Consider the following 18,914-nt stretch of genomic DNA (forward strand, 5'->3'; position numbering starts at 1 on the left):
TCCAGCCCGACGCTATTCGGCCGCCCGGACCTACCGGCAGGGCGCACCAACGGCACACCGGCGCACCGCACACCACCCGAAGCCGGGCGGCATCGCGCCCGGCTTGCTCGTCACCCGGTTCCGTCACCCGTTCTCGGCCTGGAACATCCAGTGATGCTTCTCCAGGTCCGCCGTGATCCCGATGAAGATGTCCTGACTCACCGGATCCGGCTCGCCGGTCGCCTCGACCCGCTCCCGCATCCGCGCGATCACCGCGCCCAGCGCCTCCACGAGCGTCCCCACGGCGGTCGTGTCATCGACCCACCCTTCGGGGGTCACGCCGATTCCGCTGCCGACGGCCACCGTCGCGGCACGCCCGTCGGGCGAGATACCGAGCGCCGCGGAGCGCTCCGCCACGGTGTCGGAGTACCTCCGCGCGGTGTCGACGACCTCGTCGAGCTGGAGATGGACGGAACGGAAGCGCGGTCCCACCACGTTCCAGTGGATCTGCTTCGCCACGAGCGCGAGATCCACCAAGTCGACCAGCGCACCTTGCAGCGCCTCCGACACGGTCTTCAGGCTCGCGTCGGACAACGGGCTCTTCACGACGTACATCCGCACCTCCGTGGACTGCCCCCGCCATCCCCTCAACGATGACCGCCATACGCCACACCGGCAAACGCACACGAAACGGGCGTAAGACGCCGGCTGTCGCCGCACAAGCAAAAACCCCGGGCGGGCACCCCTCCGGATCTCCCGGAGAGGCCCGGCCGGGGCCTCAGCACTTCTCAGCGCCCGATCGGCGCCGTTCGCTTCATACCGCGTGCGCGAAATCGCTCACGCGGCGACGACGTCCACCGCCTCGGCGGGCGCCTTGATGGTCACCCGCTCCGGGGGCACACCGGTCACCGAAACGGAACCCAGCATCGGGCGAACCGGCGTGGGTACAGGCTCGCTGGGGGTGGCCGCAGCAGACTGGGCCAGCTCAGCGAGGGCGAGCTCGTCGCTCACTTCCCGCATGAGCTCGGACATCCGTACGTCCAGCGCGTCGCAGATGGCGGAGAGCAGCTCGGAGGACGCCTCCTTCTGCCCCCGCTCCACCTCGGAGAGATAGCCGAGTGAGACTCGGGCGGACGAGGAGACTTCGCGCAGAGTACGGCCCTGGCGCTGGCGCTGCCGACGCAGCACGTCACCCAGCAGGCGACGGAGCAGAATCATCGGTGGCTCCCTCCTCGGACCGCGTAGCCGCATCCATTACGCCCCACCGTACCGCCTTGCGCCGCGGCCGTGCGGGGAGCGATGTCGTGTTCACTCAGGGCTGCAAACATCAAAACCCCCCGTTCCGTTCCGTATCCTGTGCCCGCTCATTCCCAGTCTGTTCGCCCGCAAGCCCCTTCGGGAGCACTGCGAGTACGCTCCGTACACTCTCTCTACGAATTTCCTCGCGGTCGCCGTTCAACCGCAGAGCCTCCACTTTTCCGCCGCGGGCAGAACCGGAATCGCCTTCGCAGAGCGCGTCCACGGGGCCTGTGAAGCTCTGGGGGCCGATGTGACCTCTGCCGCCGCGACGAGGCCGCCAGTCGAACGACTCCGCGACGACGAGCGTCCCGCTCTTCACCGTGAGTAGTCGCACCACGTCAGTGGCCGTGGAACTCACGCTTCCTTCTCCTCCAACGCGGCCTTGCGCTCGGCGATTCCCCGCCTGCGCAGCACAATGGCCTGTTTCACATAGTCGAGCCCGGTCACCACGGTCAGCACGACCGCAGCGGCCATCACCCACCACCTCAGGGTGGCCAGCCACCCCGTCAGCGCCAGCACATACATGCCCACGGCCACGCCCTGGGTGAGGGTCTTGAGCTTGCCGCCGCGGCTGGCCGGGATGACGCCGTACCGGATGACGATAAAACGCAGGAGGGTGATCCCGAGTTCCCGCCCGAGGATGACACCGGTCACCCACCACGGCAGATCCCCGAGCGCGGACAGACAGATCAGCGCCGCCCCCATGATCGCCTTGTCGGCGATGGGGTCGGCGATCTTCCCGAAGTCGGTGACCAGGTTGTACGTGCGCGCCAGATGACCGTCGAAGATGTCCGTGATCATGGCGATGGCGAAGGCCGCCCAGGCGAGGGCGCGCCACGCCGGGTCGTACCCTCCGTCCGCGAGCATCAGGGCCACGAAGGCCGGCACGAGGACCAGCCGGAGCATGGTCAGCAGGTTGGCGATGTTCCAGACACTGGCCTGGTTGACGGCCGCCGCCGTCAGTTTCCCGCCCCGCGCGCCCTTGTCCTCACCCGGGGCCTCGACGCCGGCCCCGTCCGAGCCCGCACCGACGACAGCCCCACTGCCACTCGCACCGTGCCCCGTACCGGACGTCCCGCCCTCGGCCGACCTCGCGGCCGTACGGCCGACCGCCGACCCGGGCACTCCCGGGGCCGCACCGGCCGCGGGCCTCCTCGCGCCGGAGGCGCCTCCCGCCGCGGCTGCCGGGACACCGGTCATCTGCCCGCCTCCTCACTCCACGCAGGCGACGCGAACGAACCCTGCAGGGGCTCGGCCACCAGGTCGACACCCTCCGTACCGACCACCTTCGCCTCGACCATACGACCGGTGCGGAGCCCCGCGCCGCTCGTGAGCAGCACCTGGCCGTCCGTCTCGGGCGCCTGGTGCTCGGCACGGCCGTACACGCCCTCCTCGTCGACGGACTCGACGAGCACGTGCAGCGTCTGGCCGACGCGCTCCTCCGCACGCTGCGATACGAGTTCCTCGGCCAGCCGCGAGACCCGTGCCAGCCGCTCGGCGACCACGTCCTCGTCGAGCTTGTTCTCGTAGGTCGCCGCCTCGGTGCCCTCCTCGTCGGAGTAGCCGAAGACCCCGATGGCGTCCAGCCGCGCGCCGTTCAGGAACCGCTCCAGCTCGGCGAGGTCGGCCTCGCTCTCGCCGGGGAAGCCGACGATGAAGTTGGAGCGCACGCCGGCCTCGGGCGCCTTGGTCCGGATGGTGTCGAGCAGTTCCAGGAAGCGGTCGGTGTCGCCGAAGCGGCGCATCGCGCGCAGCACGCCGGGTGCGGAGTGCTGGAAGGAGAGGTCGAAGTAGGGCGCGACCTTCGGGGTCGACGTCAGGACGTCGATCAGGCCGGGCCGCATCTCCGCGGGCTGGAGGTAGCTCACCCGGACCCGCTCGATGCCGTCGACCTCGGCGAGCTCGGGCAGCAGCGACTCCAGCAGGCGGATGTCGCCCAGGTCCTTGCCGTAGGAGGTGTTGTTCTCGGAGACCAGCATGATCTCCTTCACGCCCTGCTCGGCCAGCCAGCGCGTCTCGTTCAGCACGTCGCTCGGGCGGCGGGAGATGAAGGAGCCGCGGAAGGACGGGATGGCGCAGAAGGAGCAGCGCCGGTCGCAGCCGGAGGCGAGCTTCACGGAGGCGACCGGGGCGCCGTCCAGGCGGCGGCGCAGAGGCGCGCGGGGACCCGAGGCCGGAGCGAGGCCTTCCGGAAGGTCGGCGGGGGCGTGTCCGGGCAGCGCGACATCGGCTGCGGACTCCTGTCGCTGCGCCGGGCTGATCGGCAGCAGCTTGCGCCGGTCGCGCGGGGTGTGCGAGGCGTGGATGCCGCCGTTGAGGATGGTCTGGAGCCGGTCCGAGATGTCCGTGTAGTCGTCGAAACCGAGCACACCGTCGGCCTCGGGGAGGGCCTCGGCGAGTTCCTTGCCGTACCGCTCGGCCATGCAGCCCACCGCCACCACGGCCTGGGTTCTGCCGTGCCCCTTGAGGTCGTTGGCTTCCAGGAGGGCGTCGACGGAGTCCTTCTTGGCGGCCTCGACGAAGCCGCAGGTGTTCACGACGGCGACGTCCGCGTCCTCGGCGTCCTCCACGAGGTGCCAGCCGTCGGCCTCCAGACGGCCTGCGAGCTCCTCCGAGTCCACCTCGTTACGGGCGCAGCCAAGGGTGACCAGTGCGACGGTACGGCGTTCAGGCATGGGCTCAAGAGTACTTCGTCCCACTGACACCCCACGTCGACGGGGTTGGCCGATCCCGGCCAACCCCGTACGTCGGACACCCCTTGGGCGCGGTCACCCGGCCTCGGGGTCGCCCTTCGTGTACGTGAGACGTTCCACGGACCCCGGCTTGAAGTCGTCCTCGATCTTCTTGCCGTTGACGAAGAGGTCGATCGCGCCGGCGTCCCCGAGGACGAGGTGCACCTTCGAGCTGTCCTGGAAGGTCTTGGAATCGCCCTGCTTGAGGACACCGTCGAAGATCATCCGGCCGTTGTGGTCCTTGGCGGCGATCCAGCTGCGGCCGTCGGCGGCGGCCACCCGGACCGTCACCTTGTCCTGGGGCGCGGCCGCGATGGCGCTGTCGGAGGGTTCGGGCTTGGGTTCGGCGGGCTTCTTGGACTTGGTGGTCGGGGAGACGGAGGCGCCGGGCGTGGAGCCCTCGGCCACATTGGCCTCGCCGGCGCTGTCGTCGCCGCCCTGGAACATGGTGAACCCGACGAAACCGATCACGACGACGATCGCGGCGACCATGGCCGCGGTCCAGTTGGGTCCCCGCCGCTCCGGACGGATGCGTTCCGCCTCGAACAGGGGAGCCGCCGGGGTCGGCGCGGGACGGCCGCCGTGCGTGTCGCCGTACTGGGCGAGCAGCGGCGCGGGGTCGAGATGGACGGCCTTGGCCAGGGTCCTGATGTGCCCGCGGGCGTAGACGTCCCCGCCGCAGGCGGTGAAGTCGTCGGCCTCGATGGCGTGCACGATGTTCATGCGGACCCGGGTGGCGCTACTGATGTCGTCGACGGTCAGTCCGGCGGCGATACGCGCCTGCTGCAGGACACGGCCGATGGAGGGGCGGGCTTCCTCGTGGTCGTCTTCGACGCGCTCGTCTTCGAACGGACGCTCGTCTTCAGGGGAGTTGCCGATGGACACGGGGGCGCCTTTCGAGCGTGTAGCCGCCTGTGCTGGAAGTTCAGTCTAGGGGGGGTAGGAAAGGGTGAGGCAACCGGGCGGAGTCACTTTGTACGCCATCGGAATGGCCCGACATTCCGATGGTGGGGTGGGTGCTTTTCGCCTCCCTCAACTTGACGTACGCCGGTGGGAAACGGTTGCTCAATAACCCCTAACGGGTGAGTCACGATCCGGACACCCGGCCCGGTGGCCGTACACCCCGTGCGGCGACCGCCGCTTCCCTACCCTTCAGACTCCCCCCGGATCAGCGCGAGCACGCCATCCAGCTCATCAGGCTTCACAAGAACGTCACGTGCCTTGGAACCCTCGCTCGGCCCGACGATGTTCCGGGACTCCATCAGGTCCATCAGCCGCCCGGCCTTGGCGAAGCCGACGCGCAGTTTGCGCTGGAGCATGGACGTCGACCCGAACTGCGTGGAGACGACCAGTTCGGCCGCCTGGCACAGCAGGTCGAGGTCGTCGCCGATGTCCTCGTCGATCTCCTTCTTCTGCTTGGTGCCCACGGTGACGTCGTCCCGGAAGACGGGCGCCATCTGGTCCTTGCAGTGCCGCACGACGCCCGCGATCTCCTCCTCGGTCACGAAGGCGCCCTGCATACGGGTCGGCTTGCTGGCCCCCATCGGCAGGAACAGCCCGTCGCCCTTGCCGATGAGCTTCTCGGCACCCGCCTGGTCGAGGATGACGCGCGAGTCCGCCAGCGAGGAGGTGGCGAAGGCGAGCCGCGACGGCACGTTCGCCTTGATCAGACCGGTGACGACGTCGACCGACGGTCGCTGCGTGGCGAGCACCAGGTGGATGCCGGCCGCGCGCGCGAGCTGGGTGATGCGCACGATCGCGTCCTCGACGTCCCGCGGCGCGACCATCATCAGGTCGGCGAGCTCGTCCACGATGACCAGCAGATAGGGGTACGCCTGGAGCTCCCGCTCGCTGCCCTCGGGCGGCTGCACCTTGCCCTCGCGCACGGCCCGGTTGAAGTCGTCGATGTGCCGGTATCCGTAGGCCGCCAGGTCGTCGTAGCGCAGGTCCATCTCGCGTACGACCCACTGGAGCGCCTCGGCGGCCCGTTTGGGGTTGGTGATGATCGGCGTGATCAGGTGCGGGATGCCCTCGTAGGCGGTCAGCTCGACCCGCTTGGGGTCGACGAGGATCATCCGGACGTCCTCGGGGGTCGCCCGCATCATGATCGAGGTGATCAGGCAGTTGATGCAGGACGACTTGCCGGAGCCGGTGGCGCCGGCGACCAGCATGTGCGGCATCTTCGCCAGCGAGTGCATGACGAAGCCGCCCTCGACGTCCTTGCCGAAGGCGACCAGCATCGGGTCGTCGTCCTCCGCGGACTCCGCCAGACGGAGGACGTCACCGAGGTTGACCATCTCCCGGTCGGTGTTCGGGATCTCGATACCCACCGCGGACTTGCCGGGGATCGGGCTGATGATCCGCACGTCCGGGGAGGCGACGGCGTAGGCGATGTTCTTGGTCAGCGCGGTGATCCGCTCGACCTTCACGGCGGGGCCGAGCTCGACCTCGTAGCGCGTGACCGTCGGTCCGCGGGTGAAGCCGGTGACGCTGGCGTCCACCTTGAACTCGGTGAAGACGGTGGTCAGCGACTCGACGATGGCGTCGTTGGCGGCGCTGCGGGCCTTGCCCGGGCCGCCGCGCTCCAGCAGGTCGAGCGACGGCAGGGAGTACGTGATGTCGCCGGAGAGCTGCAACTGCTCCGCACGCGCGGGCAGGTCGCGGGGCTCGGCGGGCGGGGCCTTGGTGAGGTCCCGGACGCCCGCCTTCGGCTTCTCCCGCTCGGGCTCGTCCTGCTTGAGCATGTCCTGCTTGGGCTTGGCCTTGTCCCGCTGGGGACGTGCGGCCGGGACGGGCGTCGGCGTGGTCGCCTCACGGTCCCCCACCGTCACGCCCTGGGTGAGGTCGGCGACGATCGGCGAGGGCGGCATCCCGTGCATGACTGCACCGTCGAGCGCCGCGGCGGCCGCGGCGGCCACGTCCACGGCGTCCATGGACCGGTTCATGTCCGGCTGCGGCACGGCGGACCGCCGGGGACGGCCGCGGCGCCGGGAGAGGGCCTCCTGCTCGGCGCTGTCGGGGTCGTACCCCGCGGGCGCCGGCGTGCGCCTGCCGCGCGGCCGGGCGGGCAGCGCCTCCCGCCACTGCTCCTCGTAGCGCTCGTCGTCCTCGCCGAACTCGTCGAACTCGTCCTCGGCCGGATCGCGGACGATCCCGAGCCGCACCCCGAGCAGCCGCAGCCGCTGCGGAATGGCGTTGACGGGCGTGGCCGTGACGACCAGCAGCCCGAAGACCGTCAGCAGTACGAGCAGCGGCACGGCGAGCACATGGCCCATGGCGTACGACAGCGGCGTCGCCATGGCCCAGCCGATGAGCCCGCCGGCGTCCCTTATGGCCTGCATGCCGGCGCCGCGCGCGGGCGAGCCGCAGGCGATGTGGACCTGGCCGAGCACGCCGATGACGAGCGCGGACAGGCCGATGACGATGCGTCCGTTGGCCTCGGGCTTCTCCGGGTGACGGATGAACCGCACCGCGACGACGGCCAGCAGTATCGGCACGAGCAGGTCGAGCCGGCCGAAGGCGCCGGTCACCAGGATCTCGACCAGATCGCCCACGGGGCCCTTCAGATCGGCCCAGGTGCCCGCGGCGACGATCAGTGCGATGCCGAGCAGCAGCAGTGCGACACCGTCCTTGCGGTGTGCCGGGTCGAGATTCCTGGCGCCCTGCCCTATGCCGCGGAACACGGCGCCGACGGCGTGCGCGACGCCGAGCCACACGGCACGCACGAGCCGGTAAATGCCTCCGGTCGGGCTGGGTGCCGGTTTGGGCGCGGGCTTCTTCGCCGCGGCCTTCTTGGCGGGCGCCTTCTTCGCGGGAGCCTTTTTGGCAGCGGCCTTCTTCGCCGGAGCCTTCGCTGAAGCGGCCGCCTTCTTCGCGGGCGGCTTCTTGGCTGCGGAGGAACGTGAGGCCATGGGTGTGAGGTTACCGGTGGAGACGACAAGGGACACGTGTGCCTACGGCTTCACCCGTTCGTGTCGCTCCGGGAGAGGCGCGAAACTGACGCGCGTTCATGGGCAGGCAACCAGGCCCGCCCGCGCGTCAGTTCTGTGAGGAGACCGACGGCGTGCTCCCGGTGCCCGGCTCCAGCGCGTCCAGCGCCCGCCGCAACCCCGTGAGCTTGCGCTCCAGATGAGCCGCCGTGGCGACCGCGGCAGCGTCCGTCGACTCGTCGTTCAGCTGCTTGGTCAGTGCCTCGGCCTGCTCCTCGACGGCCGCGAGCCGCGCCGAAAGCTCCGCGAGCAGCCCGGCCGACTCCTTGGCCTCACCGCCCGCGCTATTGTCGCCGCCCTCCAACTGGAGCCGCAGCAGCGACGCCTGCTCACGCAGCTGGCAGTTCTTCATGTACAGCTCGACGAAGACGGAGACCTTCGCGCGCAGCACCCAGGGGTCGAACGGCTTGGAGATGTAGTCGACCGCGCCCGCCGCGTAACCCCGGAAGGTGTGGTGCGGGCCGTGGTTGATCGCCGTGAGGAAGATGATCGGGATGTCCCGAGTCCGCTCACGTCGCTTGATGTGCGCCGCTGTCTCGAAGCCGTCCATGCCCGGCATCTGGACGTCCAGCAGAATGACCGCGAAGTCGTCCGTGAGCAGCGCTTTGAGTGCTTCCTCCCCGGACGATGCCCGCACCAGCGTCTGATCGAGCGCAGAGAGGATCGCCTCCAGCGCCAGCAGATTCTCCGGCCGGTCATCGACCAGGAGGATCTTGGCCTTCTGCACCATGGCCCGCCCTCCTCGCCCCGGCGTGGGGCCTCCCCTGTCCGCAGGACCTGGGGACGCACCGGTCGGTGCCGCCCCAGGGGACGACTCCCTTACGTCGCCCGTCCTTGTGCCGGTCATCGTAGCCGCACCCTGCCTGTCGCCACACCCTGTCACCGTGATGTCACTGTGCACGTAGCGGAAACGCAGCAGGAGACCAGAAGGTTCCCCAGATCTTGTACTTCTACACGACTATGCGTACATCGAGTCGGCAACTCCGTGTGAACACCGAACCTTCCCCGCACGGTTGCGCGACGACCCGACGTTCCCCTCATTCTCCTCGCATCCACTGATCCATCACCGCGAGCAGGTGATCCGGGTCGACCGGCTTCGTGACGTAGTCGGAGGCACCCGACTCGATCGCCTTCTCCCGGTCGCCCTTCATCGCCTTCGCTGTCAGCGCGATGATCGGCAGTCCGGAGAACTGCGGCATCCTGCGGATCGCCGTGGTCGTCGCGTATCCGTCCATCTCGGGCATCATGATGTCCATCAGGACGACCGCCACATCGTCGTGCTGCTCCAGCACCTCGATGCCCTCGCGGCCGTTCTCGGCGTACAGCACGGACAGGCCGTGCTGCTCCAGGACGCTGGTCAGGGCGAAGACGTTGCGGATGTCGTCGTCGACGATGAGGACCTTCTGGCCGCCGAACCGGATGCCGCGGTGCGTCTTCGGCGCGAGTTCCCGCTCGGAGGGCGTCCACTGCTCAGGCGGCGCGGGGCGCGCCTCCAGCTCGGGCATCCTGCGGCGCCGCCGGAACAGGGCCGCCGGTCCGTTCTGCGTGTCGCGGTACGACTTCACCTCCGCGGGAGTGTCGACCTCCACCTCGGACAGCTCCGACTGGTCGGGCGACGACGTCACCAGGTCACCGGCCTCCAGGGCGGGCAGTTGCTGCTGGTAGCCCTGCGGCGGCAGTTCGCTGGGGTGCAGCGGCAGGTACAGCGTGAACGTCGAGCCGCGGCCCGTCTCGCTCTGGGCGTAGATCTCACCGCCGAGCAGCTGGGCGATCTCCCGCGAGATGGACAGCCCCAGGCCCGTACCGCCGTACTTGCGGCTGGTCGTGCCGTCGGCCTGCTTGAACGCCTCGAAGATCACCCGCATCTTGCTGGAGGCGATACCGATCCCGGTGTCCGTCACGGAGAACGCGATCAGCTCCGCGTCCGCGTCGGTCAGCGACCCGGTCTCCAGCAGCTGCTCCCGGATCCGCTGCGGAACGTCGTCCCGCGCCGGCCTGATGACCAGCTCCACCGACCCCGAGTCGGTGAACTTCACCGCGTTCGACAGCAGGTTGCGCAGCACCTGCAGCAGCCGCTGCTCGTCGGTGTGCAGCGTGGCGGGCAGCTCCGGCGACACCCGTACGGACAGGTCCAGGCCCTTCTCCGCGGTCAGCGGGCGGAACGTGGCCTCCACGTAGTCCACGAGCTGGACGAGCGCGATACGCGTCGGGGAGACGTCCATCTTGCCCGCCTCGACCTTCGACAGGTCGAGGATGTCGTTGATGAGCTGGAGCAGGTCGGAACCGGCCCCGTGGATGGTCTCGGCGAACTCGACCTGCTTCGGGGAGAGGTTCCCCTCGGCGTTGTCGGCGAGCAGCTTGGCCAGGATCAGCAGCGAGTTGAGCGGCGTACGCAGCTCGTGCGACATGTTCGCCAGGAACTCGCTCTTGTAGCGCATCGACACGGCGAGCTGCTCGGCGCGCTCCTCCAGGACCTGCCGCGCCTCCTCGATCTCGGTGTTCTTCACCTCGATGTCGCGGTTCTGCTGGGCCAGCAGCTCGGCCTTCTCCTCCAGTTCGGCGTTGGACGCCTGGAGGGCCTTCTGCCGCTGCTCCAACTCCGCCGACCGCTCACGCAGTTGCTCGGTCAGCTCCTGCGACTGCGCCAGCAGCAGCTCGGTCTTGGTGTTGACCGAGATGGTGTTGACACTCGTCGCGATCATCTCGGCGATCTGGTTGAGGAAATCCTTCTGGATCTGCGTAAAGGGAGTGAAGGAGGCCAACTCGATGACCCCGAGCACCTTGCCCTCGAACAGCACCGGCAGCACGATCACCTGCGCGGGCGGCGCCTCACCGAGCCCCGAGGAGATCCTCAGATAGCCGCTGGGCGCGTTCTCCACGAGGATCGTGCGCTTCTCCGTGGCGGCCGTCCCGATGAGCGCCTCACCGGGCTGGAACGACGTCGGCATGGAGCCCATCGAGTAGCCGTACGAGCCGAGCATGCGCAGCTCGTACTGGTCGTCGCCCGCTGGGTTCTTGTCCTCGCCGTCGACCAGCGGCATCGCCAGGAAGAACGCGCCGTGCTGCGCGGACACCACCGGCGTCAGCTCGCTCATGATCAGCGAGGCCACGTCCTCCAGGTCGCGGCGGCCCTGCATCAGCGCGGAGATCCGGGCCAGGTTGCCCTTGAGCCAGTCCTGCTCCTTGTTGGCGATCGTGGTGTCGCGCAGGTTGGCGATCATCTTGTTGATGTAGTCCTGGAGTTCCTGGATCTCCCCGGACGCATCCACGTCGATCTTCAGGTTCAGATCGCCACGGGTCACCGCGGTCGCCACGCGCGCGATGGCACGCACCTGCCGGGTCAGGTTCCCGGCCATCTCGTTCACGGACTCGGTGAGGTCGCGCCACGTCCCGTCGACGTCACGCACGCGTGCCTGCCCGCCGAGCTGCCCTTCCGTACCCACCTCGCGGGCCACCCGGGTGACCTCCTCGGCGAAGGACGACAGCTGGTCGACCATCGTGTTGATGGTCGTCTTCAGCTCCAGGATCTCGCCGCGCGCGTCGATGTCGATCTTCTTCGTCAGGTCACCCTTGGCGATGGCCGTGGTCACCATGGCGATGTTGCGCACTTGGCCGGTGAGGTTGGACGCCATGCCGTTCACGGACTCGGTCAGGTCCTTCCACGTACCGGCCACACCCGGCACATGCGCCTGCCCGCCCAGAATGCCGTCCGTGCCCACCTCACGGGCCACCTTGGTGACCTGCTCGGCGAACGAACTCAGCGTCTTCACCATCGTGTTGATGGTGTCGGCGAGCTGCGCGACCTCGCCCCGCGCCTCGATCGTGACCTGCCGTGTGAGGTCACCGTTGGCGACCGCCGCCGAGACCTGGGAGATGTTCCGCACCTGTGTGGTGAGGTTCTTGGCCATCAGGTTGACGTTGTCGCTCAGGTCCTTCCAGATGCCCGTGACACCCGGCACGTGCGCCTGGCCGCCCAGGATGCCCTCGGTGCCCACCTCACGGGCGACCCGGGTCACCTGCTCGGCGAAGGAGGAGAGCTGGTCCACCATCGTGTTGACGGTCGTGACCAGTTCCAGGATCTCGCCCTTGGCGTCGACGGTGATCTTCTTCGACAGATCGCCGCGGGCGACCGCCGTCGTGACCTCGGCGATGTTGCGCACCTGGATGGTCAGGTTGTTCGCCATGCCGTTCACGGACTGGGTGAGGTCCTTCCAGGTGCCGGAGACACCCTGCACCTCGGCCTGGCCGCCCAGGATGCCCTCCGTACCCACCTCACGGGCCACACGCGTGACCTCTTCGGCGAACGACGAGAGCTGGTCCACCATCGTGTTCAGGGTGTTCTTCAGCTCCAGGATCTCCCCGCGCGCGTCCACGGTGATCTTCTGGGACAGGTCACCCCGGGCCACCGCCGTGGCCACCTGCGCGATGTTGCGCACCTGGCCGGTCAGGTTGGACGCCATGCCGTTCACGGAGTCGGTCAGGTCGCGCCACACACCGGCGACGCCGGGCACTTGCGCCTGACCGCCCAGCCGGCCGTCCGTACCCACCTCGCGCGCGACCCGGGTCACCTGGTCGGCGAAGGCCGAGAGCTGGTCGACCATCGTGTTGATGGTGTTCTTCAGCTCGAGGATCTCCCCGCGCGCGTCGACGTCGATCTTCTGAGACAGGTCGCCACGGGCGACGGCCGTCGTCACCTGCGCGATGTTGCGCACCTGTGAGGTGAGGTTGCCGGCCATGGAGTTGACGGAGTCGGTGAGCTCCTTCCACGTGCCCGACACGCCGTCCACCTGGGCCTGACCACCCAGGCGGCCCTCCGTACCCACGTCCCGGGCCATCCGGGTCACCTGGTCGGCGAAGGACGACAGCTGGTCCACCATCGTGTTCACGGTGTTCTTCAGCTTGAGCATCTCGCCGGAGACGTCGACCGTGACCTTCTGCGACAGATCACCGTTGGCGACCGCCGTCGTCACCTGCGCGATGTTCCGCACCTGGCCGGTGAGGTTCCGGAACGCCGTGTTGACGGAGTCCGTCAGGTCCTTCCACGTGCCGGCCGCTCCCGGCACCTGCGCCTGACCGCCCAGCTCACCCTCGACGCCGACCTCCCGGGCCACGCGCGTGACCTCGGCGCCGAACGCGGACAGCTGGTCCACCATCCCGTTGACGGTGTTCTTCAGCTCCAGCATCTCGCCGGCCACATCGACGGTGACCTTCTGCGACAGATCACCGTTGGCCACCGCAGTCGTCACGGCGGCGATGTCCCGCACCTGGGTGGTCAGGTTCCGGAAGACGGTGTTGACGGAGTCCGTGAGGTCCTTCCAGGTCCCCGCCGCGCCCGGCACGTTCGCCTGTCCGCCGAGCTGCCCCTCGGCCCCGACCTCGTTGGCCACGCGCGTGACCTCGTCGGCGAAGATCCGCAGCGTCTCGGTCATCTGGTTGATCGTGTCGGCGAGCTGCGCGACCTCACCGCGCGCCTGCACCGTCACCTTCCGCGACAGGTCACCGTTGGCGACCGCCGTCGTCACCTCCGCGATCCCGCGCACCTGGGCCGTGAGGTTCCCGGCCATGGTGTTCACCGAATCGGTGAGTTCCTTCCACACACCGGCGACCCCGGGCACCTGCGCCTGTCCGCCCAGCGCGCCCTCGGTACCCACCTCACGGGCCACCCGGGTCACCTCGGAGGAGAACGCCGACAGCTGGTCCACCATCGTGTTGACGGTGTTCTTCAGCTCCAGCATCTCGCCGGCCACCTGGACCGTGACCTTCCGGGACAGATCACCCTTGGCGACCGCCGTGGTCACCAGCGCGATGTCCCGCACCTGGGCCGTCAGCCGGTTCGCCATCGTGTTGACGGAGTCCGTGAGGTCCCGCCACGAACCGGACATGCCACGCACGCGTGCCTGCCCGCCCAGCTTGCCCTCGGTGCCCACCTCACTGGCCACACGCGTGACCTCGTCGGTGAACGTCGACAGCTGGTCGACCAGGTTGTTGACCGTCCGCCCGACCTTCAGGAACTCACCGCGCAGCGGATGCCCGTTCCCGTCCGGGGCCTGCGTCCGCAACTCCATACGAGGCGACAGATCACCCTCGGCCACCGCGGACAGCACCCGGCTGACCTCGGAAACCGGCCGCACCAGGTCGTCCACCAGGGCGTTCGAGTTGTCGATCGCCGTAGACCACGAGCCCTCGCAGGCCCCGGTCTCCAACCGCTCCGTCAGCTTGCCCTCACGGCCCACCATCCGCCGCACCCGGGCCAGCTCGCCCGTCAGATGCAGATTGCGGTCGGCCACTTCGTTGAAGACCGCCGCGATCTCGGCCATCACGCCGTCCCCGGACACCGTGAGCCGCTTGCGGAAGTTCCCGTCCCGCATCGACACCAGGGCCGCCATCAGACGGTTCAGGGCCGCCGCATCCACCTCGGTGGTGCCATTGCGCGCTTTGCCCTGGTTACCCGGGGGCCGTTTGCCCTGGTTGCTCGGGGACTGTCCGCCTTTCGCGCGCGTCTTCGTGCCACGCGTCGCTGCGCCAGACTCCACTGTGTCCCTCCCGCAGGGGTCGACCGTCACTGCTGTGCTCGGGTACCGCGCTCGGCGTACCAGTTACTACTGCGTATTCTCTGCCCTGCATATCAGGCTCTTGCCAGAGGGCTGCTGCCCGCCGTACGCCTTGGGCACTCAGCCTGCCCGGACCTTCACAAGAAGCTTGCCCAGTGTTTCACCCCGGCCGAACCAGGCCATAACAGTTCGGCAGCTTCGCACATCGTCCGCACACCCTCCGGACGGAAACACTGCAGACCGGCATCCGAATGGACCGCGAAGGTAAGTAACCTTGCATCCGGCTGTCCAGCCGCGCCGGTCCGTCCGGCCTGGGCGGTGGCACGAAGACGAGCGGGCATCGGAGGGGCGGCCGCACACATGACCACCGGACTGATCCCGGGGGGACAGCCCCCGGACCCCCGGCCGACGGGCAGCCTGCCGCAACAGCGGCGCGAGCCGGTCGGCCACGCAGCCCAGCACGTCGAGAACCGGTCAAGGAGTTCTGTGATCACCGCGCGCGCGGCCGCCAGTTTCGAGCCCGTCGGGCGCTCGGTCGCGAGCGCCCGCTCCTTCGTTCGCGACACCCTCCAGGGCTGGGGCTTCGCCGACATCGTCGACGACGCCGTGGTTCTCACGAGCGAACTGGTGACCAACGCCGTCGTCCACGCCGGCACCTCCGCCGACCTGCTGTGCCTGCGCAGCGACGAGGGCGTGCGCATCGAGGTGGCGGACCGGTATCCCGAGCGCGAGATCCCGCTCCAGGGCATGGCCATCAACATGGGCAGCCCCGACCGCGAGGGCGGCCGCGGCCTGCAGCTCTGCGCGGCCCTGGCCGGCCGTTGGGGCGTCGAGTACACCCCCACGCACAAGACCGTCTGGTTCCAACTCGACCTGCCCGCACGCGCGGTCGGCACCCGAGCGGCCGGTCCTGCCCTCCCCGCCGACCTCCTCCCCCTCGCCGACGGCCGGGTCCGCGTGGCCGTCATCCAGATCGACCGCACCGGCCACATCACCGCCTGGAGCGAGGACGCCGAGGAACTCTTCGGCTACCCGGCCGAGCAGGTCACCGGCAAGCCCCTCACCGACCTCGCGGCCTGGCCGCACACCCCGGGCACGAGCACCGGCATCGCCGAGGCGCTCCAGCTCTCCCGCTGGGAGGGCAGCTACGGCATCCGCGCCGCCACCGGCCGCGTCACCCCGGTCTACGCCTCCCACCTGCGCGTCCGCGACACCGGCGGCGAGCCGTCAACCGTGTGCCTCCTGGTACGGGACCACGAACGGGCAGTTCTGCAGACTCCCCTGCGCGTCGCCGCCTCCGACACCTCCACCACGTCCGAGGGCCAGAGCACCGACCCCTTCGAGGTGTTCATCGGATACCCCGCCCCGGACGACCTGGACGGCCTCCTGCAGCGCACGGTGGAACGCGCGCGTGACATGCTCGACGGCGACTCCGCGTTCCTCCTGCTGGCCACCGACGACGAGACGGAACTCGAAGTTCGCGCCTCCACGGGCCTGCCCTCCGCCCGACAGCGCTTCGCCCGCGTCCCTGTCGAGGCAGGCTCCGGCCGCTACGGGTCCGCCCGTATGCCGGCCGTCCACGACGACCTGACGGCGGTCCCCGGCGCGGTACCGCTGCTGAACGGCACGGGCATGCGCTCGGTCGTCACCGTCCCACTGAAGGTCGAGGGCCGCCTCACCGGCTCCCTGGGCGTCGCCGCAGAGGCCTCCGGCAGATACTCCAACGAGGAAGCCCTGCGCCTCCAGTTCGCCGCAGACCGCATCGCCCTCGCCGTCGAATCGGCCCGCCTGGGTGAACTGGAGCGCCTGCGCCGCGGCTCCCTGAACTTCCTGGTCGAGGCATCCGACCTGCTCGCCGGAACCCTGGACCGCGACCAGACCCTCGCCCTCATGGCCCAGATGACGGTCCCCACCCTCGCCACCTGGTGTGCCGTCTACACGATCGCCCACCAGGCCTCCGAGCCCTACCTCTCCTACGTCCTGCACGAGGACGAGGAACTCATCGACGGCATCAAGTCCCTGCTGTCGAAGGTCCCCCCGCCCGACCCGGTCCCCACCCCCGGCGCCCGCGTCTGGACGGCCCCAGGCGAAGTGGCCCACCAGGCGGCCCTGCGCAGTTCCATGCGCAGCCTCGGCCTCAGCGGCGGCCCCACCCGCCAGGTCACCCCCGGCATCGCCCCGACCCTCGCCACTGCCTCCGCCGTCGGCGGCGAGACGGTCGTCCTCCCTCTGGTCGCCCGCAACCGCGTCATCGGCATGCTGACCCTCGGCAAGCCCACCGACGAACACTTCCGCCAGGAGATCCTGGAACTCGCCGAGGACCTCTCCCGCCGAGCCGCCCTGGCCCTGGACAACGCCCGCCTCTACTCGGAGCGCACGGCGATCAGCCAGTCCCTCCAGCGCAGTCTCCTGCCCCCGGAACTCCCCGTCATCGCAGGCGTCGAGGTCGAGGTCATCTACCGCGCCGCCGGCGAGGGCAACGAGGTCGGCGGTGACTTCTACGACGTCTTCCCCATCAGCGACGGCGCCTACGGCTTCGCCATCGGCGACGTCTGCGGTACGGGCCCGAACGCGGCGGCGGTCACCGGCCTGGCCCGCCACGCCCTGCGCCTCCTGGCCCGCGAGGGCCTCAGCGGCCCGGCGGTCCTGGAACGCCTCAACTCCGCGATCCTCGACGAGGGCGCCCGTAGCCGCTTCCTCACCCTCCTCTACGGCGAGATGCGGCCCCAAGAGGACGGCAGCGCGGAACTGAAAGTCGTCTGCGCGGGTCACCCGCTCCCGCTGCGCCTGCGCCAGGACGGCTCGGTCGAACCGGCAGCCGAACCTCAGCCGCTTCTCGGTGTCATCGAGGACCTGGAGCTCTACGAGCAGACGGTCACTCTCGACCCGGGCGACGTTCTCCTGTGCGTCACCGACGGCGTCACCGAACGCCGCGAAGGCGCACGCATGCTGGGCGACGACGGACTCGCGGACGTCCTCACGACCTGCACGGGCCTGACAGCCGGAGCGGTAGCGGCCCGCATCATGCGCGCGGTGGAACGCTTCGCGTCGGACGCCCCGTCGGACGACATGGCGATCCTGGCCATGCGCGTCCCGGGCCTCCACAAGGACTAGGACATGCGAAAGGCCCCACCCGTGAGGGTGGGGCCTTTTCTGCTGGAGCCCCCAAGCGGAATCGAACCGCTGACCTTCTCCTTACCATGGAGACGCTCTACCGACTGAGCTATAGGGGCCTGTCGCCTTGCGGTTTCCCGCGCGGCAACGGAATAGATCATACCCCGAACAGACCCGTGCTCCCAACCGCGTCAGAAGGCGGGCTGCAGCAGCCCTCCAAGGGCGTTGCAGGCGGACACGATCCGCTGCATGTCCCGTTTGGTCAGCGTCGCGTCGACGGGCAGCGCAAGCGTCTCGTCAGCGGCTCGCTCTGTCTCCGGGAGAGAAACACACCGACGGAATTCGGGCAGCCGATGCACCGGGGTCTTCACCGGCACCCGGCATTCAACTCCCTTGGCCCGCACGGCCCGCGCGAACGCGTCCCGGTCCGGTCGCCCGTTGCCCGGAACTCGCACGACGTACTGCTGGTAGGTGTGCCCGTCACCGTCGTCCGGTGTCCGCACGCCCCTCAGCTTCGCGTCGAGATAGCCGGCACGCTCCCTGCGCTGGGCTATCTCGTCGTACGGCGCCTCGGACTCTCCCTGCTCCAGCACGAGCAGTCCGTGCCGGGCTCCCAGCGTGTGCAACCGCGCGAGGTCGGCGAGCCGTCCAAAGCGGTGCACGACAACCACGGCCGCGGTGCGCGGAGTTACCGCCGCTTCCACAGCGGCGGCGTCGAGGCAGTAGGTGACGGGATCTATGTCGGCGAACACCGGCATCGCCCCGGCCATGGCAACGGCCTCGGCGACCTCGACGTTCCCGAAGGCCGGCACGACGACCTCGTCACCGAGTCCGACTCCGGCGGCCCTGAGCATTGCAGCAGTACCCATGCTTTGGATGCTGAGCGCGCAACGTGAACTTCAAGTGACGCGCAACAAAAAAGGGTTGGTCCCGTAACCGAAGTTACGGGACCAACCCATTCAATGATTGTTCGGCGGCGTCCTACTCTCCCACAGGGTCCCCCCTGCAGTACCATCGGCGCTGAAAGGCTTAGCTTCCGGGTTCGGAATGTAACCGGGCGTTTCCCTAACGCTAAAACCACCGAAACACTATGAAACTGTAAACTGCCGCACCATACCGTGACCTGGCATGGGGCTGTTCGTGGTTTCAGAACCAACACAGTGGACGCGAGCAACTGAGGACAAGCCCTCGGCCTATTAGTACCGGTCAACTCCACACGTTACCGTGCTTCCATATCCGGCCTATCAACC

At 69.0% G+C, this 18,914-nt stretch carries 10 protein-coding genes, 1 tRNA gene, 2 rRNA genes and 1 pseudogene; 1 reads left to right on the forward strand and 13 read right to left on the reverse strand.

The features are described from left to right. Positions 1–123 precede the first annotated feature (123 nt). The 9 genes and pseudogenes from ACFZBT_RS11580 to ACFZBT_RS11620 all read right to left on the reverse strand — a co-directional run bounded on the left by ACFZBT_RS11580 (position 124) and on the right by ACFZBT_RS11620 (position 14,532). On the reverse strand, positions 124–594 hold the full coding sequence (locus ACFZBT_RS11580) for a ferritin-like domain-containing protein (RefSeq protein ID WP_391101448.1): 471 nt from the start codon (positions 592–594) through the stop codon (positions 124–126). Between the two features lie 222 nt (positions 595–816). Beyond that, complete coding sequence (locus ACFZBT_RS11585; RefSeq protein ID WP_003993396.1) at positions 817–1,197, reverse strand: helix-turn-helix domain-containing protein; 381 nt, start codon at positions 1,195–1,197, stop codon at positions 817–819. A gap of 109 nt (positions 1,198–1,306) precedes the next feature. Beyond that, a pseudogene (locus ACFZBT_RS11590) lies at positions 1,307–1,636 on the reverse strand (CinA family protein). After that, positions 1,633–2,478, reverse strand: coding sequence for a CDP-diacylglycerol--glycerol-3-phosphate 3-phosphatidyltransferase (gene pgsA / locus ACFZBT_RS11595; RefSeq protein ID WP_391101450.1), 846 nt, complete (start codon positions 2,476–2,478; stop codon positions 1,633–1,635). The pseudogene ACFZBT_RS11590 and the gene pgsA overlap by 4 nt, the downstream one beginning before the upstream one ends. Further along, positions 2,475–3,953, reverse strand: a complete 1,479-nt coding sequence (rimO, locus tag ACFZBT_RS11600) for a 30S ribosomal protein S12 methylthiotransferase RimO (protein ID WP_391101453.1) — start codon at positions 3,951–3,953, stop codon at positions 2,475–2,477. The genes pgsA and rimO overlap by 4 nt, the downstream gene beginning before the upstream one ends. Positions 3,954–4,046: 93 nt before the next feature. Then, positions 4,047–4,895, reverse strand: coding sequence for a RodZ domain-containing protein (locus ACFZBT_RS11605; protein ID WP_391101456.1), 849 nt, complete (start codon positions 4,893–4,895; stop codon positions 4,047–4,049). A gap of 260 nt (positions 4,896–5,155) precedes the next feature. After that, a complete protein-coding gene (locus ACFZBT_RS11610; RefSeq protein ID WP_391101458.1) occupies positions 5,156–7,921 on the reverse strand; it encodes a DNA translocase FtsK in 2,766 nt (921 codons plus the stop codon). A 127-nt stretch (positions 7,922–8,048) separates the two neighbouring features. Next, positions 8,049–8,729 carry a response regulator gene (locus tag ACFZBT_RS11615; protein WP_391101460.1) on the reverse strand — a complete coding sequence of 227 codons (681 nt, stop codon included), beginning with the start codon at positions 8,727–8,729 and terminating at the stop codon, positions 8,049–8,051. A 307-nt stretch (positions 8,730–9,036) separates the two neighbouring features. Next, positions 9,037–14,532, reverse strand: coding sequence for a HAMP domain-containing protein (locus ACFZBT_RS11620; protein ID WP_391101462.1), 5,496 nt, complete (start codon positions 14,530–14,532; stop codon positions 9,037–9,039). Between the two features lie 378 nt (positions 14,533–14,910). Between ACFZBT_RS11620 and ACFZBT_RS11625 the strand changes: the two genes are divergently transcribed. After that, a complete protein-coding gene (locus ACFZBT_RS11625) occupies positions 14,911–17,664 on the forward strand; it encodes a SpoIIE family protein phosphatase (protein WP_391101465.1) in 2,754 nt (917 codons plus the stop codon). Between the two features lie 43 nt (positions 17,665–17,707). Here ACFZBT_RS11625 and ACFZBT_RS11630 read toward each other — a convergent pair. The 4 genes from ACFZBT_RS11630 to ACFZBT_RS11645 all read right to left on the reverse strand — a co-directional run. Next, positions 17,708–17,783, reverse strand: a tRNA-Thr gene (locus ACFZBT_RS11630). Between the two features lie 72 nt (positions 17,784–17,855). Further along, positions 17,856–18,518 carry a DegT/DnrJ/EryC1/StrS family aminotransferase gene (locus ACFZBT_RS11635; protein WP_391101494.1) on the reverse strand — a complete coding sequence of 221 codons (663 nt, stop codon included), beginning with the start codon at positions 18,516–18,518 and terminating at the stop codon, positions 17,856–17,858. 114 nt (positions 18,519–18,632) lie between these two features. Continuing rightward, positions 18,633–18,749: ribosomal RNA gene (gene rrf, locus ACFZBT_RS11640) — 5S ribosomal RNA — on the reverse strand. Positions 18,750–18,840: 91 nt separating this feature from the next. After that, positions 18,841–18,914, reverse strand: a 23S ribosomal RNA gene (locus ACFZBT_RS11645); the annotation flags it as partial.

The organism is Streptomyces sp. NPDC008137 (assembly GCF_042957035.1).
Classification (GTDB): domain Bacteria; phylum Actinomycetota; class Actinomycetes; order Streptomycetales; family Streptomycetaceae; genus Streptomyces.